Below are 15362 nucleotides of genomic sequence, written 5' to 3' on the forward strand. Positions count from 1 at the left end.
GGGCGCGCTCACGACCGCGGAGGTCCGGGGCGAGTTGGAGGAGGCGCTGGCTCGCCTGCGCCGCGAGTTCGCGGCGGGGCGCGCTCACGACCGCAGTGGCGACGGGTCGTCCCGCACGCGGCTGTAGAGGTATCCGTCGCACCAGCGGCCGTCCCGGAACTCGCAGGCGCGTACCACGCCCTCCAGCGCGAAGCCCGCCTTCACCAGCGATTTCTGCTCCGCGATGTTTTCCGGGTGGGTGCCGGCCTGGATCCGCTGGACCGGCGTGTGCGTGAACAGGTAGTCGCACAGCATCGCCTGCGCCCGCCAGCCGATCCCGCGCCCCCGCCACTCGGGCAGCAGGGCGATGCCGATCTCCCAGTGCTTCGTCGGGCCGCCGAAGTCGCGCAGCGCCCAGCTCACGAACCCGGCCGCGACCCGCTCCCGCTCCACCTCGACCATGAGCCGGCTGCTCTCCGCGCCGAGGAAGCCGTCGACCGCGAAACGCCGCACCGGCGCCTGCGGATCCTTGAAGCCCGTCCAGTCCAGACCGATCAGCCCCGGCTCGGTCGCAAACCGCTGGAACATCACCAGGTCTTCCTCGGCCACCGGCCGCAGCCGTATGGAGACCTCGTCCATCTCCCCATCAGACCGCAATGTCCGGTGCGAGGCCAACCCCGACGGCGCCTCAGGTGAGCGTCGCGCGGGCCAGGTCGCCGGGCTCGGTGCCGGCCTGGGCGACCACCTCGCCGGCCGGGCTCACGACGGACGACCGGCCGGCCGTGGTGTCGAAGCCGCCGCCGGTCGGGCCGGCGAAGCTGGCCACCGCGACCCACACGCCGTGCGTGGTGGCCGCGCGGTGCGCGCGTTCGGCCAGCACGCCCGCGTCGTCCTCGGCGACGCCCGCCACGTAGGCGTCGATGCCGAGCGCGGCCGTGTCCGCCGCGTGCTGCGGCACGCCGGTGTCCTTGCAGATCGCGAGGCCCAGGCGCCACCCGTCGATGTCGATCGCGGCCGGCTTGTCGCCGCGGACGAACCGGGCGGGCTCCGCGCCGGCCAGGTTGATCTTCCGGTACGCCACCGACACGCCGCGGCCGTCCACCGCCAGCATCGCGATGTGCGGGCCGTCTACCGGGGCGCCGGCGAGTGCCAGCGTGCCCGACGCGGCGCACGCCTCGACCAGTGGGGCGAGCCGCGGATCGGTGATGTCCACAGTGGAGGCTTCAAGCTCGTACCCGGTGAGGGACAGCTCGGGAAAGACCACCACGCGCGTGCCCGCGGCCCGGACCACCGCGGCGTGGGTGGCCACGTTCGCGGCGACGTCGTGCGAGACGATGTGCGGCTGCGCGACGGTGATGGTCAGCGGCTCTCTCATGCGAGCAGGCTAGCCACTCAACATTTCCGCCAGCGCCGGGTTTTCGATGCCGGCGGCGAGCAGGCGGGCGGAGCCGAGCGCGTTCGGGTCGCCGAGGCGGTGCCGGTGCAGGTGTGCGCGCACGACGAGCTCGCCCAGGTCGCACCGGGCGGCAAGCGATGACAGCGAGCCGACGAGGGCCTCGGCGCGTTCGCGTTCGCCGTGCTCGATGGCGGTGGCGGCGGCCGCGTCCAGCACGTAACCGTGCACCCACTGGTAGCGGTCCGGCACCGCGGAGCAGCGCCGCCGCGCCTCGCCCATCCACTGCGCCGCGCCCGCCCGGTCGCCGCGCGCGGCGTGCAGCCGGCCGAGCCCGCGTGCGGCCATGCCTTCCCAGCACGGGTCGTCGACCTGCAGGGCGAGCGTCCAGGCCCGTTCCAGCGTGTCGGCCGCGGCGTCGGCGTGGCCGGCGGCCAGGTCCAGCTCGGCGTGCAGCGCCTGCGGCCAGGGCAGGAACGCCATCCACCGCTGCTCGTGGATCAGCGCCAGCGACAGGTCCAGCGCGGCGGTCGCCTGGCTGCGTTCACCGCGCAGCACATGGGCGCGGGCGAGCACCGACAGCGACCACGCCTGCTGCCGCTGGTCGCCGGCGCTCGCCGCACGCTCCGCCGACTCGCCGAGCTGGGCGAGCGCGGTGGGGTAGTCGCCGCGGTCGGAGGCGTTCATCCCCCGTACGCCGAGGATCGCGGCGAGCTCCGCGTCGGTCTCGGCGAGCGCGGCCGCGCGGGCCAGCCAGGTCTCGCCGGTACGCCGCCGCCCCGCCTGCACCTCCACGAAGCCGAGCTGCCGGTGCGCGGTGACCGCGGTGGCGCGGTCACCGGCCCGGCCGGCCAGCTGGATGGCCTCTTCCAGGACAACGGCCCCTTCGTTGTCCCGCCCCCGTACCGCGTGCACAAGCGCACCCCGAGCGCGCACAGCGCCTGCCCTTGCACCGCGGCGTCGCCGGACCGCGCCGCCTCGGTGACCGCGCGACGCAGGCACTGCAACCCCGCGTCCACGGCACCGGCGGCGATCGCCGCCCGGCCGGCCTCCAGCTGGCTGAGCGCGGCGGCCCGGCCCCTGAGCGGGGAGACCATCGCCGACTCCGGCCCCACGTCGGCGGCCTCACGCAGTGCCGCCGACGCCTCCTGTCCCAGCTCCCGGCGCAGCAGGTCCTCACCGACCGCGATCTGCCGCAGTGCCGCGGCCCGGTCGCCGGCCACGGCGAGGCTGCGTACCAGCAGCTCGTGGTTGCCCTCTTCGAGCGGGTTGCGGGCAACGGCCCGGGCCGCGTACCCGACCGCCTCGTCCGCCGCCCCGCCGGCCAGCAGTGCGACCGCCGCCTGGCGCAGCCGCGCCTCGACCGCGGCGGAAACCCGGTGCCGCTCGACCAGCAGCCACGACTCGAACTCAAGGCAGGCCGGCAGGCTCACCCCTTCGAGCAGCTCACCGCCGAGGTCGAGCAGCGGGGACGGGTCGCCGTCCGGATCCGCCAGCAGGTGTACGTCCACCGCGATCCCGCCATCGAGAGCGGTGGAGACCGGATCTCCCACGAACGCGGCGGTGCCCCCAGCGACCGCCGCAGCTCGGCGAGTGTCCACCGCAGCGCCCCCAGCGGGTCGTCGGCGTCGGCGAAAAGCAGCTCGGCCAGGTGCCGCCGGCTGGGCGGGCGCTCGGCGAGCAGCAGGTAGCTCAGGAGCGCCCACGCCTTGCGGCCGCGCGGCGAGCGGGCCGGGCTGCCGTCCACGTCGATGGACGGCGGTCCGAGCAACCTGACGATGTACACGACCGGATTATCCGCGCACGACGCCGACGGATTCGAGGTAATCGGCCGGCGCCGCGACCGTGCCGTCGTTGGCCCGGTTGAAGCGGACGGCCACCTCGGCCAGGTCGATCGCGAACCGCTCCCGGTCCTGCTCCGGCAGCGTGCCGGCGAGCCGCGTGATCGGGCCGTAGAACTCCCGGAACCACTGCGAGAAGTGCTCGGGGGAGTGGTACCGGAACGTGTAGGTCCGGCCGGTCAGCGCGGTCCACTCCACCCGGTCGCCGAAGAGGGCGGCCAGGTGCTCGGGCGTACCCCACAGCGTCGGCGGGCGGACGCCGGCCGGCGGCGGTGCCCACTTCGCGACGGTCTTGAAGAGGTCGCCGATCATGCCGGTCGGCGTCCAGCAGGCCAGCGCGATCTTGCCGCCCGGCTTGGTGACGCGGACAAGCTCGTCGGCCGCCCGCTGGTGGTCCGGCGCGAACATCACGCCGACCGTGCTCGCCACCAGGTCGAACGCGCGGTCCGGCACCGGCAGGGCCTCGGCGTCACCCTCCTTGAACATCACGTCCAGGTGCTCGGCGGCCGCCCGCTCCCGGCCCTGCTCCAGCAGGTTGGCCGCGTAGTCGACGCCGGTGGCATCGGCGAAGCGGCGGGCGGCGGCCATCGCGGCGTTTCCCTGGCCGCAGGCGACGTCGAGCACCTTCTGGCCGGCACGCACGTCGGCCGCCTCCACGAGCAGCTCGGCGATGATCTGCAGGGTGTTGCCGACCCGCGGGTAGTCGCCGGTCTCCCAGCCCGCCCGCTGGTTCTTCTTGATCGTCTCGAAGTCGATGGTTGTGCTTGTCACGGTGTTCTCCTTGCGTGATCTTTCCACTGCGTGATCTTTCGACTCAAGGAGACCGGCCGACCGTGTGACGGGGCGTGTGACGGCTCTTACGGGTATCCGACAGCGCGTGCCGGCGCCTCGACCGTGAGCACGCGACCGGCGCGCGAGCCGTCCTGCGGCGGCGGCCACGGCGCGGTGGTGACGAAGAGCGTGGTGCCTTCCGGCCCGCCCAGGATGCAGGCGAACGCGCCCTGGTCGAATGTGACGGTCCGCAGCACCTCGCCGCCCTCGCGCAGGCGCACGCAGCGCTGGCCGGGCACGTCCGCGTACCAGAGCGCGCCGTCGGCGTCGAGGCAGATGCCGTCCGGGAAGCCGCCGGGCAGGTCCGCCCACACCCGCCGGTTGGCGAGCCCGCCGCCGTCCAGGATGTCGAACGCGGTGAGCCGGTTGCCGTACGACTCGGCGACGATCAGCGTGCGGTTGTCCGGCGTGACCGCGATCCCGTTGGCGAACTCGAACCCGTCCGCCACCTCGCGCACCTGCCCGTCCGGCGTGACGAGCGCGACGATTCCGGGCGCCGGCTCACCGACGCCGAACTCGAACCCGATGTTGCCGACGTAGGCGTTGCCCCGCCCGTCGACGGCCATGTCGCTCCACGGAAACGGCGACAGGGGAGCAAGGTCCGCGTGGGTCACCCACGAGCCGTCCGGCTCGCGGCGCAGCAGCTTGCCATCCAGCGACGAGACGACGAGGAACCGCCCGTCCGGCAGCCAGCCCAGACCCATCGGCATTCCCGGTACGGAGACGACGACTTCGCTCTTGCCGTCGAGATCCACGCGAACGACCTCGTTGGCGCCCATGTCGGACAGCCACAGCCACCCGTCGTACCAGCGCGGCGACTCGCCCATCGCGAGCCCGGTCAGCAGGGTGTTCATCGGTTCCTCCCGTGTGTTTGGGCCTTCTCTCACCCGGGACGTAGAAGCCGGCTCCCGCTTTTCGACACCTACCGGCCGACGAAATGTGTGGGGACCCGGCCGTGCCAGGGTGCCGCCTGCTCGAGCTGGGCGGCCACGCGGAGGAGGAGGCCCTCGCGCCCGTAGCCGGCCACGAGCTGCACGCCGATCGGCAGGCCCTCGCGGCTCTGGCCGATCGGGAGGCTGATCGCCGGGTGGCCGGAGATGTTGAAGGCGGCGGTGAACGGGCCGTACTCGAAGATGCGCCGCAGCCACGAGCGGGCCGTGTAGTCCGGGTTGTCGTAGTCGAGCGTGCCGTGCGGTGCGGGCAGCTGGGCGAGCGTGGGGGTGACCAGCAGGTCGTACCGGTTGAGGAAGAGGCCGACCGGGCGGGTGACGCGGTGCTGGGCGTCGATCGCGCGGATGAGGTCGAGCGCGCTCGCCGCCTCGGTCTCGGCGATCACGCGGCGGGACACGGCCTCCAGCAGCGCGGTGTCGGGGCGGCGGGGTGCGCTCAGCATCGCGCCGCCGGTGCCGTAGACGCCCAGCATCGCGGCCTCGACAAGCGCGTCGGGGTCCACGGTCGGGCTCGCCTGCGTGACCTCGTGGCCGAGCAGCTCCAGCAGCTTGGCGGCGGTCTCGGCGACGCCGGCGACCTGCGGGTCCACCGGCGTGCCGGACCAGGCCGCCGTCGTCAGCGCCACCCGCAGCCGGCCCGGGGCGGCGCCCACCTCCTCGGCGAACGGGCGGGGCGGTGGCGGCGCGAAGTACTTGTCGGCGACCGCGGGTGCGCTGACCGCGTCGAGCAGGTGGGCGGCGTCGCGGACGGTGCGGGTGAGGGCGAACTCGACGATCAGGCCGAAGCCGACCTCGCCCGCCGCCGGGCCGGAAGGCGTGCGGCCGCGACTGGGCTTGAGGCCGACCAGGCCGCAGCAGGCGGCCGGGATGCGGATGGAGCCGCCGCCGTCGTTGCCGTGTGCCAGCGGCACCGCGCCGGCCGCCACCAGCGCGGCCGCGCCGCCGCTCGAGCCGCCGACGCCGCGGGCCGGGTCCCAGGGGTTGCGGGTGACGCCGTAGCGCAGGGACTCGGTGGCGAACGTGAGGCCAAGCTCGGGAGCGGTGGTCTGGCCGAGCGTGACCAGGCCGGCCGCGCGGAAGCGGGACATGAGGTCGTGGTCGACCATCGCGGTGGCGCCGCGGATCGCGCGGCTACCCAGCGTGAACGGCACGCCTCGGGCGACCGGCCCGCTGTCCTTGACGAGAAACGGCACGCCGCCCAGCGGGCCGCCCGGCTCGTGGTCCAGCGCGGGCGCGAAGAGGGGGAGGGTGAGCGCGTTGAGCTCGGCGTTCGCCTCGTCGATGGCCTCACGGGCCACGTCCTCGACCTCCGCGGCGGTCACGTCGCCCGAGCGGATCAGCGCGCGGAGGCCGACCGCGTCGAGCGTCGCGTACTCCCGCGGGTTCACGGTGCGTAGGCAGCCGCGAGCTTGTCCATCGCCGCGTCGAAGCGGGGGTCGACCCGACGGCGGGCCGGGTCTTCGTCGTGCCAGGCCACGATCTCGCGGGCGCCCTGGTGGAACGGGATCGTCGCGACGAAGCCCGGCACAAGGCCGCGCAGCTTCGCGTTGTCGAACACCATCGAGTGGGCCTTGTCGCCGAGCAGGCCCGCGCCCCAGTCCGGGTCTTCGGCCGCGATCGCGTCGGAGGGCACGTGCACGATCCGCGGCTCGACGCCCGCCGCGGCGGCCAGCTCGTACGCGATCTGGTCCCAGGTCAGCACGTCGTCCGAGGTGATGTGTACGGCCTCGCCGACCGCCCGCGGGTGCCCGAGCAGCGGCACGAACCCGCGCGCGAAGTCTTCGTGATGGGTGAGCGTCCACAGTGAGGTGCCGTCGCCGTGCACGACGACCGGCTTGCCCTGCCGCATCCGCTCGACGATCGTCCAGCCGCCGTCGAAGGGGACGAGCGTGCGGTCGTACGTGTGCGAGGGGCGCACGATCGTGGCCGGGAAGCCGCTGTCCCGGTACGCCGCGACGAGCAGGTCCTCACACGCGATCTTGTTGCGGGAGTACAGCCAGAATGGGTTGCGCAGCGGCGTCGACTCCACGACCGGCACCCGCGCGGGCGGGGTCTGGTATGCCGAGGCCGAGCTGATGAAGACGTACTGTCGGGTGCGGCCGGCGAACGCGGTGAGGTCGGCCCGCACGTGCTCGGGCGTGAACGCCACCCAGTTGACCACCGCGTCGAAGTCGAGGTCGCCGAGCGCGGCCGCCACCGAGGCGGGGTCGCGCACGTCCGCGCGGAGGACCGTGGCCTCGGGCGGGAGCGGGCGGTGGGTGGTGGTGCCGCGGTTGAGGACGTAGAGGTCGATGCCGCTCGCCACGGCCAGACGCGATGACGCGGAGCTGATGATGCCGCTGCCGCCGATGAAGAGCACCCGGAGATCACCCACGCCGCCACCTTAACGCTGATCCCCATGCCGAGTGCGAGGAAATATCATGTCCCGGATCTTGATCGCGAACGGTCCACTGTAGAGAGGAACCCCTGATGGGTGTCACCCGCAAGGATGCGTTGCGAATTCTCGGCGGTACCGGCGTGGCCGCGGCGGCTGCCGCGCTCGCCCCCGGCTCCGCCGCCGCGGCGTCCGGCGTGATCCGCCGTGACGTCTGTGTGATCGGTGGTGGCGCGAGCGGCGCGTACGCGGCGGTCCGCCTGCGCGACCTCGGCCACAGCGTGGCGGTGGTGGAGCGGGCCGGGCGGCTGGGCGGCCACACCGAGACCTACCACGACCCGCTGAGCGGCGGCAGCACCGACATCGGCGTGCTGATCTACCACGACATCCCGCTGGTCCGCGAGTTCTTCGGCCGCTTCGACGTGCCGCTGGTGCGGTACACGGGCCAGGGCGGGACGGCCAACCACTACGTCGACTTCCGCACCGGTCTCGTGGTGCCGGGGTACACGCCGCCGGCGCCGGCCGCGCTGCCCGCCTACATCGCGCTGCTGCAGCGGTACCCGTACCTCGACGCGGGCTTCGAGCTGCCCGATCCGGTGCCGGCGGACCTGTTGCTGCCGTTCGGTGAGTTCGCGGTCAAGCACGGGCTCGAGTCGATACTGCAGCTGCTCAACGGGTACGCGCAGGGCCTGGGCGACATCCTGCGCATCCCGGCGGTCTACGTGCTCAAGAACGTGAGCCTCAGCGTGATCAACAGTGTGCTCACCGGCTCGCTCCTGATCACCGAGCGGCGCGACAACAGCGAGCTGTACGAGAAGATCACCGCCCACCTCGGCGCGGACGTGCTCCTCGGCGCGCGCGTAACGCAGGTGCACCGCGGCACGCACGGCATCCAGGTGCGGGTGGCCACGCCGCACGGCCAGCGGGTGATCCAGTGCCGCAAGCTGCTGGTCACCGCCCCGCCGCTGCTGTCCACTTTCGACGGTTTCGACCTGGACGCCACCGAACGGGGCATCTTCGGCCGCTTCCGCCACCACCACTACTGGACCGCGGTGGCCCGCCTGTCGGGCATGCCGCCGGGCGTCTCGCTCGTGAACGTCGGCGCGGACACCCCGTACAACCTCGCGCCCCTGCCCGGCTGGTACGGCCTCACCGTGACCGGCGTGCCCAACCTGTGGGGCGTCAAGTACGGCAGCGCCGCGCCGGTGAGCGACCGCGCGGTACGGGACGCGATCGTGGCGGACATCCGGCGGCTGCGCACGGCCGGCTCGTACCCGGTGGAGCTGGCGGGCCTGGAGATCTTCAAGGCGCACAACCCGTTCGAGCTGGTGGTGGGCGCCGGCGACGTCGCGGGTGGCTTCTACCGCCGGCTGTACGGGCTGCAGGGACGGAACGGCACGTTCTACACGGGTGCCGCGTTCCACACGCACGACTCGTCGCTGTTGTGGCGGTTTACCGAGGCGCTGCTGCCCCGCATCGCCAGCCATTGACGGCTCGCTTTTTCTTTTAGTAAGGTTTCCTTCTAGTTCTTGGGCGGCGCGTTCGCTCATTGTCGGCACGGCCCCGTTGGAGCATTCATGAAGATGCGCAAGCTCGGCCCGATGCTCATCGCCACCGTCCTGACCACCGCCGGCCTGGTCGCCGTCACGCCAGCGGCCGCGCTGGCCGCCCCGACCGACTGCACGATCTCGTTCAACGCCAGCCCGCGCAGCGTGCAGAGCTACTGCGCGAGCGGCACCGGCGAGCACCGCATCCACATCGTCGTGCGCCACTTCCTGCCCGAGGTCGGCCGCATCCCGGCCGCGGGCGAGTGGGCCCCGGTGGGCGGCATCTCGATCACCGGCTACCCGCCGCACACGATCGAAAGTGTCTGGATCGAGACGCGCGGCTGATCCCGGACCGTCCCCACGGCCCACCGCCGCCACCTCGTTTCAGGTGGACACCGGCCCGCCCGACGACGCGCGGGCCGGTGTTCGCACGCAACCGCCGCGACGACCGTCCGGCGCCGCCGGCGGCAGGCTTCGAAAACACGAGACTTCGGGCTACCGCGACGGGCATCGCGGTAGCCCGCGTCTGGGTTGGGTTTGGATTTGTTGAAGGCTAGGCCGGCGAGTTGTGCTGCACGGACTCGATGATGCCGGTCAGGCGGTCGTACCGGTAGACGGTGACCGGCGACGTGGCGCCCAGCACGGTCGTGACGAGGCCGCCGAGGCGGGCGGCGTCGTGGTGGGCGATCCAGCGCCACGCGCGGCCGTCGCGGTAGACGCGGACCGCGCGGTCGAAGCGGTCGTCGTCGGCGACGATCGAGTAGCGCGGGCCGCCCGGCGCTTGGATGTCGAGGCCGCCGCCGGGGCGGATGGTGAGCGTGACGACGAGGTCGCCGGCGGCGTCGTGGATGCGCGCCGGCGCGCCGGTGGCGAACGTGCTGCGCCCCTGCCCCTGGATGTCCATTCCGTTTTGGGTGATGCGGCCCTGCTCGTCGAGCAGGAGGTGCGGCACGTGGGCCTTGGGTGCGCCGAATGTGCGGCCCGGGTAGTACGACAGGTGCCAGTGCGGCGGGTTGTCGGGGTGCAGCAGGTTGTTTGTCTCGAAGCCCATCAGCGCGAAGAAATGCCCGCGCCGGCGCGCGGCGGCGGCCAGTCCCGAGTCCTGGAGGATCGCCTCGGCGGCCACCATGAAGTTGGTCGCCGCCTTGACCTCGGCGGCCGGCCACTTGACGCGGGCCCAGTAGCCGGCGGCGCGGTCGGGGTCGTTGTGCTCGATCCGCCAGTACACGCCGCTGGCGGTCTTGCCGCTCGGGTGGCTGAAGACCTGGAGCGTGGCCTGGGCGGCACCCGCCGAGGAGGCGGTCACCGCCAGCGTGAACGTGATCCGCCACGGGTCGTCCGGATCCACGGCGACCGCGAGCCGCCTGTTTCCGGCGACGACCGCCGCCACCGGCACGCCCGGCCACCGCACCGAGACCTTGACGCGCGCGCTGCGTGGACCCTTCACAAAGGCGTAGAACTCCGCCCGGCTGGCCACCTGGTGCTGCGAGCCGGCGACCCGCGTGTAACCCCTCGGCAGCGCGATCTGCGGCGCGCCGGGTGTGCCCGGCGTGGCCCTGACCACCCGGAACGAGGCATACGTCATCGGTGCGGCAGCGATGGCCGGCGCCGGTGTGGAGGCGATCACCAGCAGCGCGGCGAAGAACAGGACGCGCAACCCCCGCGGTCTTGACGCCACTCGATGAATATAGCGGCTCGCGGCACCTGCTGGTGTCCACCGTGGACATTTCGCCGGCCACGGTGGACACCAGCGGGTGGATCAGGGGCGGGTGCGGAGCACGTGTGCGGTGACGGCGGCGGCCCAGGTCCAGATCACGGCGCCACCGGCCAGCATCCAGCGGTAGTCGTCGACCGCGAACGTTACGCCCGTCAGGGCGAGGTCCGCGACGACAGCGCCGATCGAGTACGCGGCCCAGCCGCGACGGCCCTCGGCGGCGAACCGGCGGGCGAAGACGAACGCGGCGGCGATCAGCGCGATGGCGGCCACGGCCGGCGCGATGCCGTGCAGCACGCCGTGCCAGCTGAGCTGCTCGGGCGCGCCGTCGGGGGTGCCGACCGGGAAGCCGTACGCCGGGTCGGCACTGAAGACGCCACCCCAGACGAGGCCCACGCCGTACGTGCCGATCAGGATCGGGCCCCACGTGCCGGCCCGGGTGCCGCGCAGGGCCCGACGGAGCCCGAACGCGGAGGCGAACGCCAGCACGCCGCAGGCCACGAAGTTGGTGATCTGGATCCAGCCGAGGTCACCGAGGGCGAGCAGGCTCAGCGGGTGCCGTCTCGGGTCGAAGCCGTCGCGCGTCAACGCCTGCGCCAGGACCGTGACGACGAAGACGGGCCCGGCGAGCACGCCGGCGGTGAGCAGCGCGTTCGTCCGGCTGGGCGTGGCTACGGCGGCGGGGGTGGTGGCGATCTGGGTCATGTCCGGTTCCTCTCTCGCAATGTTCTGTGCCGGGGTAGACCGGCCGCGTCGCCGTAACTCATCGCGAGATCCATGCTGATTTTGGATAAGTCGTTGTCGGAGGTCTCGGGTAGGTTGGGGCCGAATACGGCCGATGGGGGGTTCACCATGGGTGAGGCCACGAGTGTGGTGGGCGTCGAGTCGCGCCTGGAGGAGTACCGGACGGAGCTCAACGGCTACTGCTACCGCATGCTCGGCTCGGCGTTCGAGGCCGAGGACGCGGTCCAGGAGACGATGGTGCGCGCCTGGAAGGCGTATGACCGGTTCGAGGGGCGTTCGGCGCTGCGTTCCTGGCTGTACCGGATTGCCACCAATGTCTGCATGGACATGCTCGGCAGCGCCCAGCGCCGCGCCCGCCCGATGGAGCTCGGCCCGTCCGCCAAAACCCGCGAGGTCACCGAGGTCGTGACTTTGCCCGAGCAGGTGTGGGTGGGCCCCGTGCCGGACAGCCGCGTCGTGCCCGACCGCAGCGACCCCGCCGACGTGGCCGTGGCCCGCGACTCGATCCGCCTGGCGTTCGTCGCCGCGCTCCAGCACCTGCCGCCCAAGCAGCGCGCGGTGCTGATCCTCCGCGAGGTGCTCGCCTGGTCCGCGCAGGAGACCGGCGAGCTGCTCGGCCTCACCGTCGCCTCGGTCAACAGCGCGCTCCAGCGGGCCCGGGCGACCATCTCGTCCGTCGACATGACCGGCGACCGGCTCGAGCCGCTCGACAAGGACCAGAGCGACCTGCTCTCCCGCTACGTGCAGGCGTTCGAGGCGTATGACATGGCCTCGCTCGCCTCGCTGCTGCACGAGGACGCGACGCTCTCGATGCCGCCGATCCCGCTCTGGTTCCAGGGCCACGACGAGATCGCCCAGTGGATGCTCGGCCCCGGCGCGCCGTGCCGCGGCTCGCGGCTCATCCCCACCGTGGCCAATGGCCTGCCCGCGTTCGGGCAGTACCGGCCCAGTGGGCCCAACGGCGAGCACCGGCCGTGGGCGCTCATCGTCCTGGAGATCTCAGGCGGAAAGATCGCCGGGATCAACTCGTTCCTGGACGTCGAGCGCGTCTTCCCGCTCTTCGGCCTCCCGGCCAGCCTCGACGAGCTCGACTGACAGCACCGGCAGCACCTCGCTCAGGCCGGTGAGCAGCAGCAGGTCGCGCAGCCGAGGGTGCACGCCGTAGAGCCGGATGCCGCACCCGAGGCGCCGTGCCATCAGCTGCAGCCGGGCGAGCACGTCGATCGTGCCCGCGTCGGGGCTGGTTATCTGGCGCACGTCGCAGACGACAACGTCCGCCGGGCTGTCCCGCACGATCGACGCCAGGTGCTCGCAGAGCACCGGTACATCGGCGCGGCAGGCCGACGGGCCCACCACGAACACGGGCGCGCTCATGACGGACCTCCAGTCGCCGGGATGCGGGTACATACGTTGAGACCGTCCGGCACGCGGAAAATCATCGCGCCGAAGAAAACTGGCGCGCGGCGATGAGTTCGGCCGGCCCCGGCCGTCTGACCCCCTGACAGAGCGATCAACGATCAAGGGGAACGCCAATGAACCCGCAGGCCCTTCGGCAGCGGTTCGCCGGTCAGGTGCACCTGCCCGGCGAGCCCGGATACGACGAGAACCGCCGCTCCCTCAACCCCGCCGTCGACGCCCGCCCGGCGGTCATCGTGGAAGCCGCGAACACCACCGACGTGCGTACCGCGCTGGTCACCTCCCGCGCCCTCGACGTGCCGTTCTCGGTGCAGGCCACCGGCCACGGCACCCACACGGCAAACGACGGCGGCATCCTGGTCCGCACCGGCGGCCTGGCCACCGCGCTTGTCGACCCGGACCGCCGGATCGCCCGGGTCGGCGCCGGCACGCGGTGGGGCGCCGTGCTCGCCGCCGCCGCCCCGTTCGGCCTGGCCCCGCTGTCAGGTTCGTCGCCGGACGTCGGCGTCACCGGGTACACCCTCGGTGGCGGCGTGGGCTGGCTCGGCCGCCGCCACGGCTTCGCCGCCGACAGCGTCGTGCGCGCCGAGGTCGTGACCGCCGACGGCCGTACCGTGACCGCGAGCGCCGACCGCAACCCCGACCTCTTCTGGGCGCTGCGCGGCGGTGGCGGCAACTTCGGCGTGGTGACCGCGCTGGAGTTCCGGCTCTACCCGGTCGCGCGGGTGTTCGCCGGCGCCGCGTACTTCGCCGCCGACAACGCCGCCGAGACGCTGGCCTGGTACCGCGACTGGGCCGCCACCGCGCCCGACGAGCTGAGCACCGCCGCGCTGCTGCGCCGCATGCCCGATTCACCCGAGGTCCCCGAGGCGGTGCGCGGCCGCCGAGTGGTCATGATCAAGGCGATGTACGCCGGTGACGCCGACCAGGCCCGCTGCCTGCTGCGTCCACTGTGGAACGCGGCCGGTCCCGTGCTGCACGACGACATGCGCACCATGCGGTACGCCGACGCCGCGATGGGCGGTACCCCGGCCCGCTACCTGGACCTCTTCCCGACCCTGCCCGACCCGGTGCTGCGCGTGCTGGCCGGCGCGCACGAGGACGGCCTCGCGTCCACCGTGGAGATCCGCCACTGGGGCGGCGCGATGGCGGCCCCCGGTGCAGACGCGGGGCCGGTGGGGCACCGCGACATGCCGTTCTCGGTGATCGTCGACGCGTCGGTGCCGGCGCTGACCTCGGCCCTGCGCCCGTACGGCAGCGGCGCCTCGTTCCTCAACTTCCTCGCCGACCCGGGGCGCACCGCGAGCGCGTACACCCCGGCGAACCTGCGGCGCCTGCGCAGCGTGAAGGCCGCCTACGACCCGGACAACGTGTTCCGGACCGGCCACAACATCACCCCAGACGTTCACCCGGCGGCCCGCCTGGCGGCACGCTGACAGCCGTACCGTGGCGGTCGTGGCCCAGGCCGCGGCCGCCCGACGGTGCCCGCTGATCGGGCCCTTGAGTGGACAGCCGAAATCTAGCTATATAGAGTTTGGGCATGACGCGTTCCCGGCGCCCTTCGGCGCAGACGGTCGCGGTGCTGCTCGCGCTCGCGGAAGAGCCCTCCGCCTGGCGCTACGGCTACGAGCTGTGCCAGCAGGTGGGGCTCAAGGCCGGCTCGATGTACCCGATCCTCATCCGCCTTGCCGACCGCGGCCTGCTCGACACCACCTGGGAGACCTCCCCGCCGCCCGGCCGCCCGCCCCGCCACCTCTACCGGCTGACCGGGCCTGGCCTCGACCTCGCCGCGGAGCTGGCCGCGGAGACGCCCGAGCCGCGCGCCCAGCCCCGCACCCTCCGCCTCCGCCCCGAAGGCGCGTGACCGGCGGATCGGCGCTTGAGCATTGTCCCGAAACCCGCGCGACACGCCGTGCGGAGCGCGGTTTTCGGGACAACGATCATGCTCGACGGGGCCAGCCGGCGGAGGCCGAGCGGCTCGCAATGACGCCACGATGACGGGCCGGTGCGACGCTGCCCGCGGTCGCTCGAACGGGCGGCCGTCGGTCCGGAGGGGAGCGTCATGAGAGCACGCGCGAGGGCGGCACTGTGGGTGGTCGCTGGTCTGATCGCGGCCGGTACCGCGTCGGCGGTCGGTGCGCCGGCGCAGGCGGTGGACGTCTGCGACGTCGACTTCGGCCTGTACATCGCGGGCACGGAAAGCGCCGACTACCTTGTCGGCACCAGCGGCCCGGACCTGATCCGCGGCTACGGCGGCGACGACGTCATCGAGGGGGGCGGCGGCAACGACACGATCATCGGCGGGCCCGGCAACGACCTGCTGATCGGCGGGCCCTGCGACGACACCATCAAGGGCAACGAGGACAACGACCAGCTCGTCGGCTTCGACGGTGACGACGAGATCAACGGCAACCTCGGCGACGACCTGATTCTCGGCGGGCCCGGCGCCGACACGATCGACGGCGGGCAGGGCAACGACGAGTGCTCGGACGAGCCGTCCACCGACGTCAGCTACATCATCTACCTGATCAACTACGTGCCGACCTATCCATGCTGAGCCGGGCGGCCGGCGA

Annotated in this window: 17 protein-coding genes; 5 read left to right on the top strand and 12 right to left on the bottom strand. The window is 72.8% G+C overall.

Going from position 1 to position 15362, the window contains the following annotated elements:
- Positions 1–84 precede the first annotated feature (84 nt).
- The 9 genes from Phou_RS48330 to Phou_RS48370 form a co-directional block, all read right to left on the bottom strand.
- Complete coding sequence (locus tag Phou_RS48330; protein ID WP_173071187.1) at positions 85–618, bottom strand: GNAT family N-acetyltransferase; 534 nt, start codon at positions 616–618, stop codon at positions 85–87.
- 49 nt (positions 619–667) lie between these two features.
- Complete coding sequence (locus Phou_RS48335) at positions 668–1354, bottom strand: carbon-nitrogen hydrolase family protein (protein WP_173071189.1); 687 nt, start codon at positions 1352–1354, stop codon at positions 668–670.
- 9 nt (positions 1355–1363) lie between these two features.
- Positions 1364–2167 (bottom strand): hypothetical protein, encoded by an 804-nt coding sequence (locus Phou_RS48340; RefSeq protein WP_173071191.1) that lies wholly within the window; start codon positions 2165–2167, stop codon positions 1364–1366.
- On the bottom strand, positions 2056–2883 hold the full coding sequence (locus Phou_RS48345; RefSeq protein ID WP_173071193.1) for an AfsR/SARP family transcriptional regulator: 828 nt from the start codon (positions 2881–2883) through the stop codon (positions 2056–2058). The genes Phou_RS48340 and Phou_RS48345 overlap by 112 nt, the downstream gene beginning before the upstream one ends.
- Positions 2802–3158: an AfsR/SARP family transcriptional regulator gene (locus Phou_RS48350; RefSeq protein ID WP_173071195.1), complete on the bottom strand. Its 357-nt coding sequence runs from the start codon at positions 3156–3158 to the stop codon at positions 2802–2804. Before Phou_RS48350 ends, Phou_RS48345 begins: the two co-directional genes overlap by 82 nt.
- A gap of 7 nt (positions 3159–3165) precedes the next feature.
- Positions 3166–3984 (bottom strand): class I SAM-dependent methyltransferase, encoded by an 819-nt coding sequence (locus Phou_RS48355; RefSeq protein WP_173071197.1) that lies wholly within the window; start codon positions 3982–3984, stop codon positions 3166–3168.
- 86 nt (positions 3985–4070) lie between these two features.
- The gene (locus tag Phou_RS48360; RefSeq protein WP_173071199.1) at positions 4071–4898 is read right to left on the bottom strand and encodes an SMP-30/gluconolactonase/LRE family protein; all 828 of its coding nucleotides are present in this window, start codon (positions 4896–4898) and stop codon (positions 4071–4073) included.
- Between the two features lie 68 nt (positions 4899–4966).
- Positions 4967–6382, bottom strand: a complete 1416-nt coding sequence (locus Phou_RS48365) for an amidase (protein ID WP_173071201.1) — start codon at positions 6380–6382, stop codon at positions 4967–4969.
- On the bottom strand, positions 6379–7368 hold the full coding sequence (locus Phou_RS48370; RefSeq protein WP_173071203.1) for an NAD-dependent epimerase/dehydratase family protein: 990 nt from the start codon (positions 7366–7368) through the stop codon (positions 6379–6381). The genes Phou_RS48365 and Phou_RS48370 overlap by 4 nt, the downstream gene beginning before the upstream one ends.
- 95 nt (positions 7369–7463) lie before the next feature.
- Between Phou_RS48370 and Phou_RS48375 the strand changes: the two genes are divergently transcribed.
- Both Phou_RS48375 and Phou_RS48380 read left to right on the top strand, forming a co-directional pair.
- Entirely contained in the window at positions 7464–8858 is a 1395-nt protein-coding gene (locus Phou_RS48375) for an FAD-dependent oxidoreductase (RefSeq protein WP_173071206.1), read from the top strand.
- 87 nt (positions 8859–8945) lie between these two features.
- On the top strand, positions 8946–9260 hold the full coding sequence (locus Phou_RS48380; RefSeq protein ID WP_173071208.1) for a hypothetical protein: 315 nt from the start codon (positions 8946–8948) through the stop codon (positions 9258–9260).
- A gap of 208 nt (positions 9261–9468) precedes the next feature.
- Here the strand turns inward: Phou_RS48380 and Phou_RS48385 are convergent, their stop codons facing one another.
- Together Phou_RS48385 and Phou_RS48390 are read right to left on the bottom strand one after the other, a co-directional pair.
- Positions 9469–10593, bottom strand: coding sequence for a hypothetical protein (locus Phou_RS48385; protein ID WP_173071210.1), 1125 nt, complete (start codon positions 10591–10593; stop codon positions 9469–9471).
- 81 nt (positions 10594–10674) lie between these two features.
- Complete coding sequence (locus Phou_RS48390) at positions 10675–11334, bottom strand: DUF998 domain-containing protein (RefSeq protein ID WP_173071212.1); 660 nt, start codon at positions 11332–11334, stop codon at positions 10675–10677.
- Between the two features lie 147 nt (positions 11335–11481).
- Here Phou_RS48390 and Phou_RS48395 point away from each other — a divergent pair, with 147 nt between their 5' ends.
- Positions 11482–12468, top strand: coding sequence for a sigma-70 family RNA polymerase sigma factor (locus Phou_RS48395; protein ID WP_173071214.1), 987 nt, complete (start codon positions 11482–11484; stop codon positions 12466–12468).
- Here the strand turns inward: Phou_RS48395 and Phou_RS48400 are convergent.
- A complete protein-coding gene (locus tag Phou_RS48400; protein ID WP_173071216.1) occupies positions 12373–12747 on the bottom strand; it encodes an STAS domain-containing protein in 375 nt (124 codons plus the stop codon). The genes Phou_RS48395 and Phou_RS48400 overlap by 96 nt on opposite strands.
- Before the next feature lie 158 nt (positions 12748–12905).
- On the opposite strand from Phou_RS48400, the gene Phou_RS48405 reads away from it, so the two are divergent.
- Both Phou_RS48405 and Phou_RS55965 read left to right on the top strand, forming a co-directional pair.
- Entirely contained in the window at positions 12906–14225 is a 1320-nt protein-coding gene (locus Phou_RS48405; RefSeq protein WP_173071218.1) for an FAD-binding oxidoreductase, read from the top strand.
- 626 nt (positions 14226–14851) lie between these two features.
- Entirely contained in the window at positions 14852–15346 is a 495-nt protein-coding gene (locus tag Phou_RS55965) for a calcium-binding protein (RefSeq protein ID WP_345510074.1), read from the top strand.
- The last annotated feature ends 16 nt before the right edge of the window (positions 15347–15362 follow it).

This window comes from Phytohabitans houttuyneae, assembly GCF_011764425.1.
Classification (GTDB): domain Bacteria; phylum Actinomycetota; class Actinomycetes; order Mycobacteriales; family Micromonosporaceae; genus Phytohabitans; species Phytohabitans houttuyneae.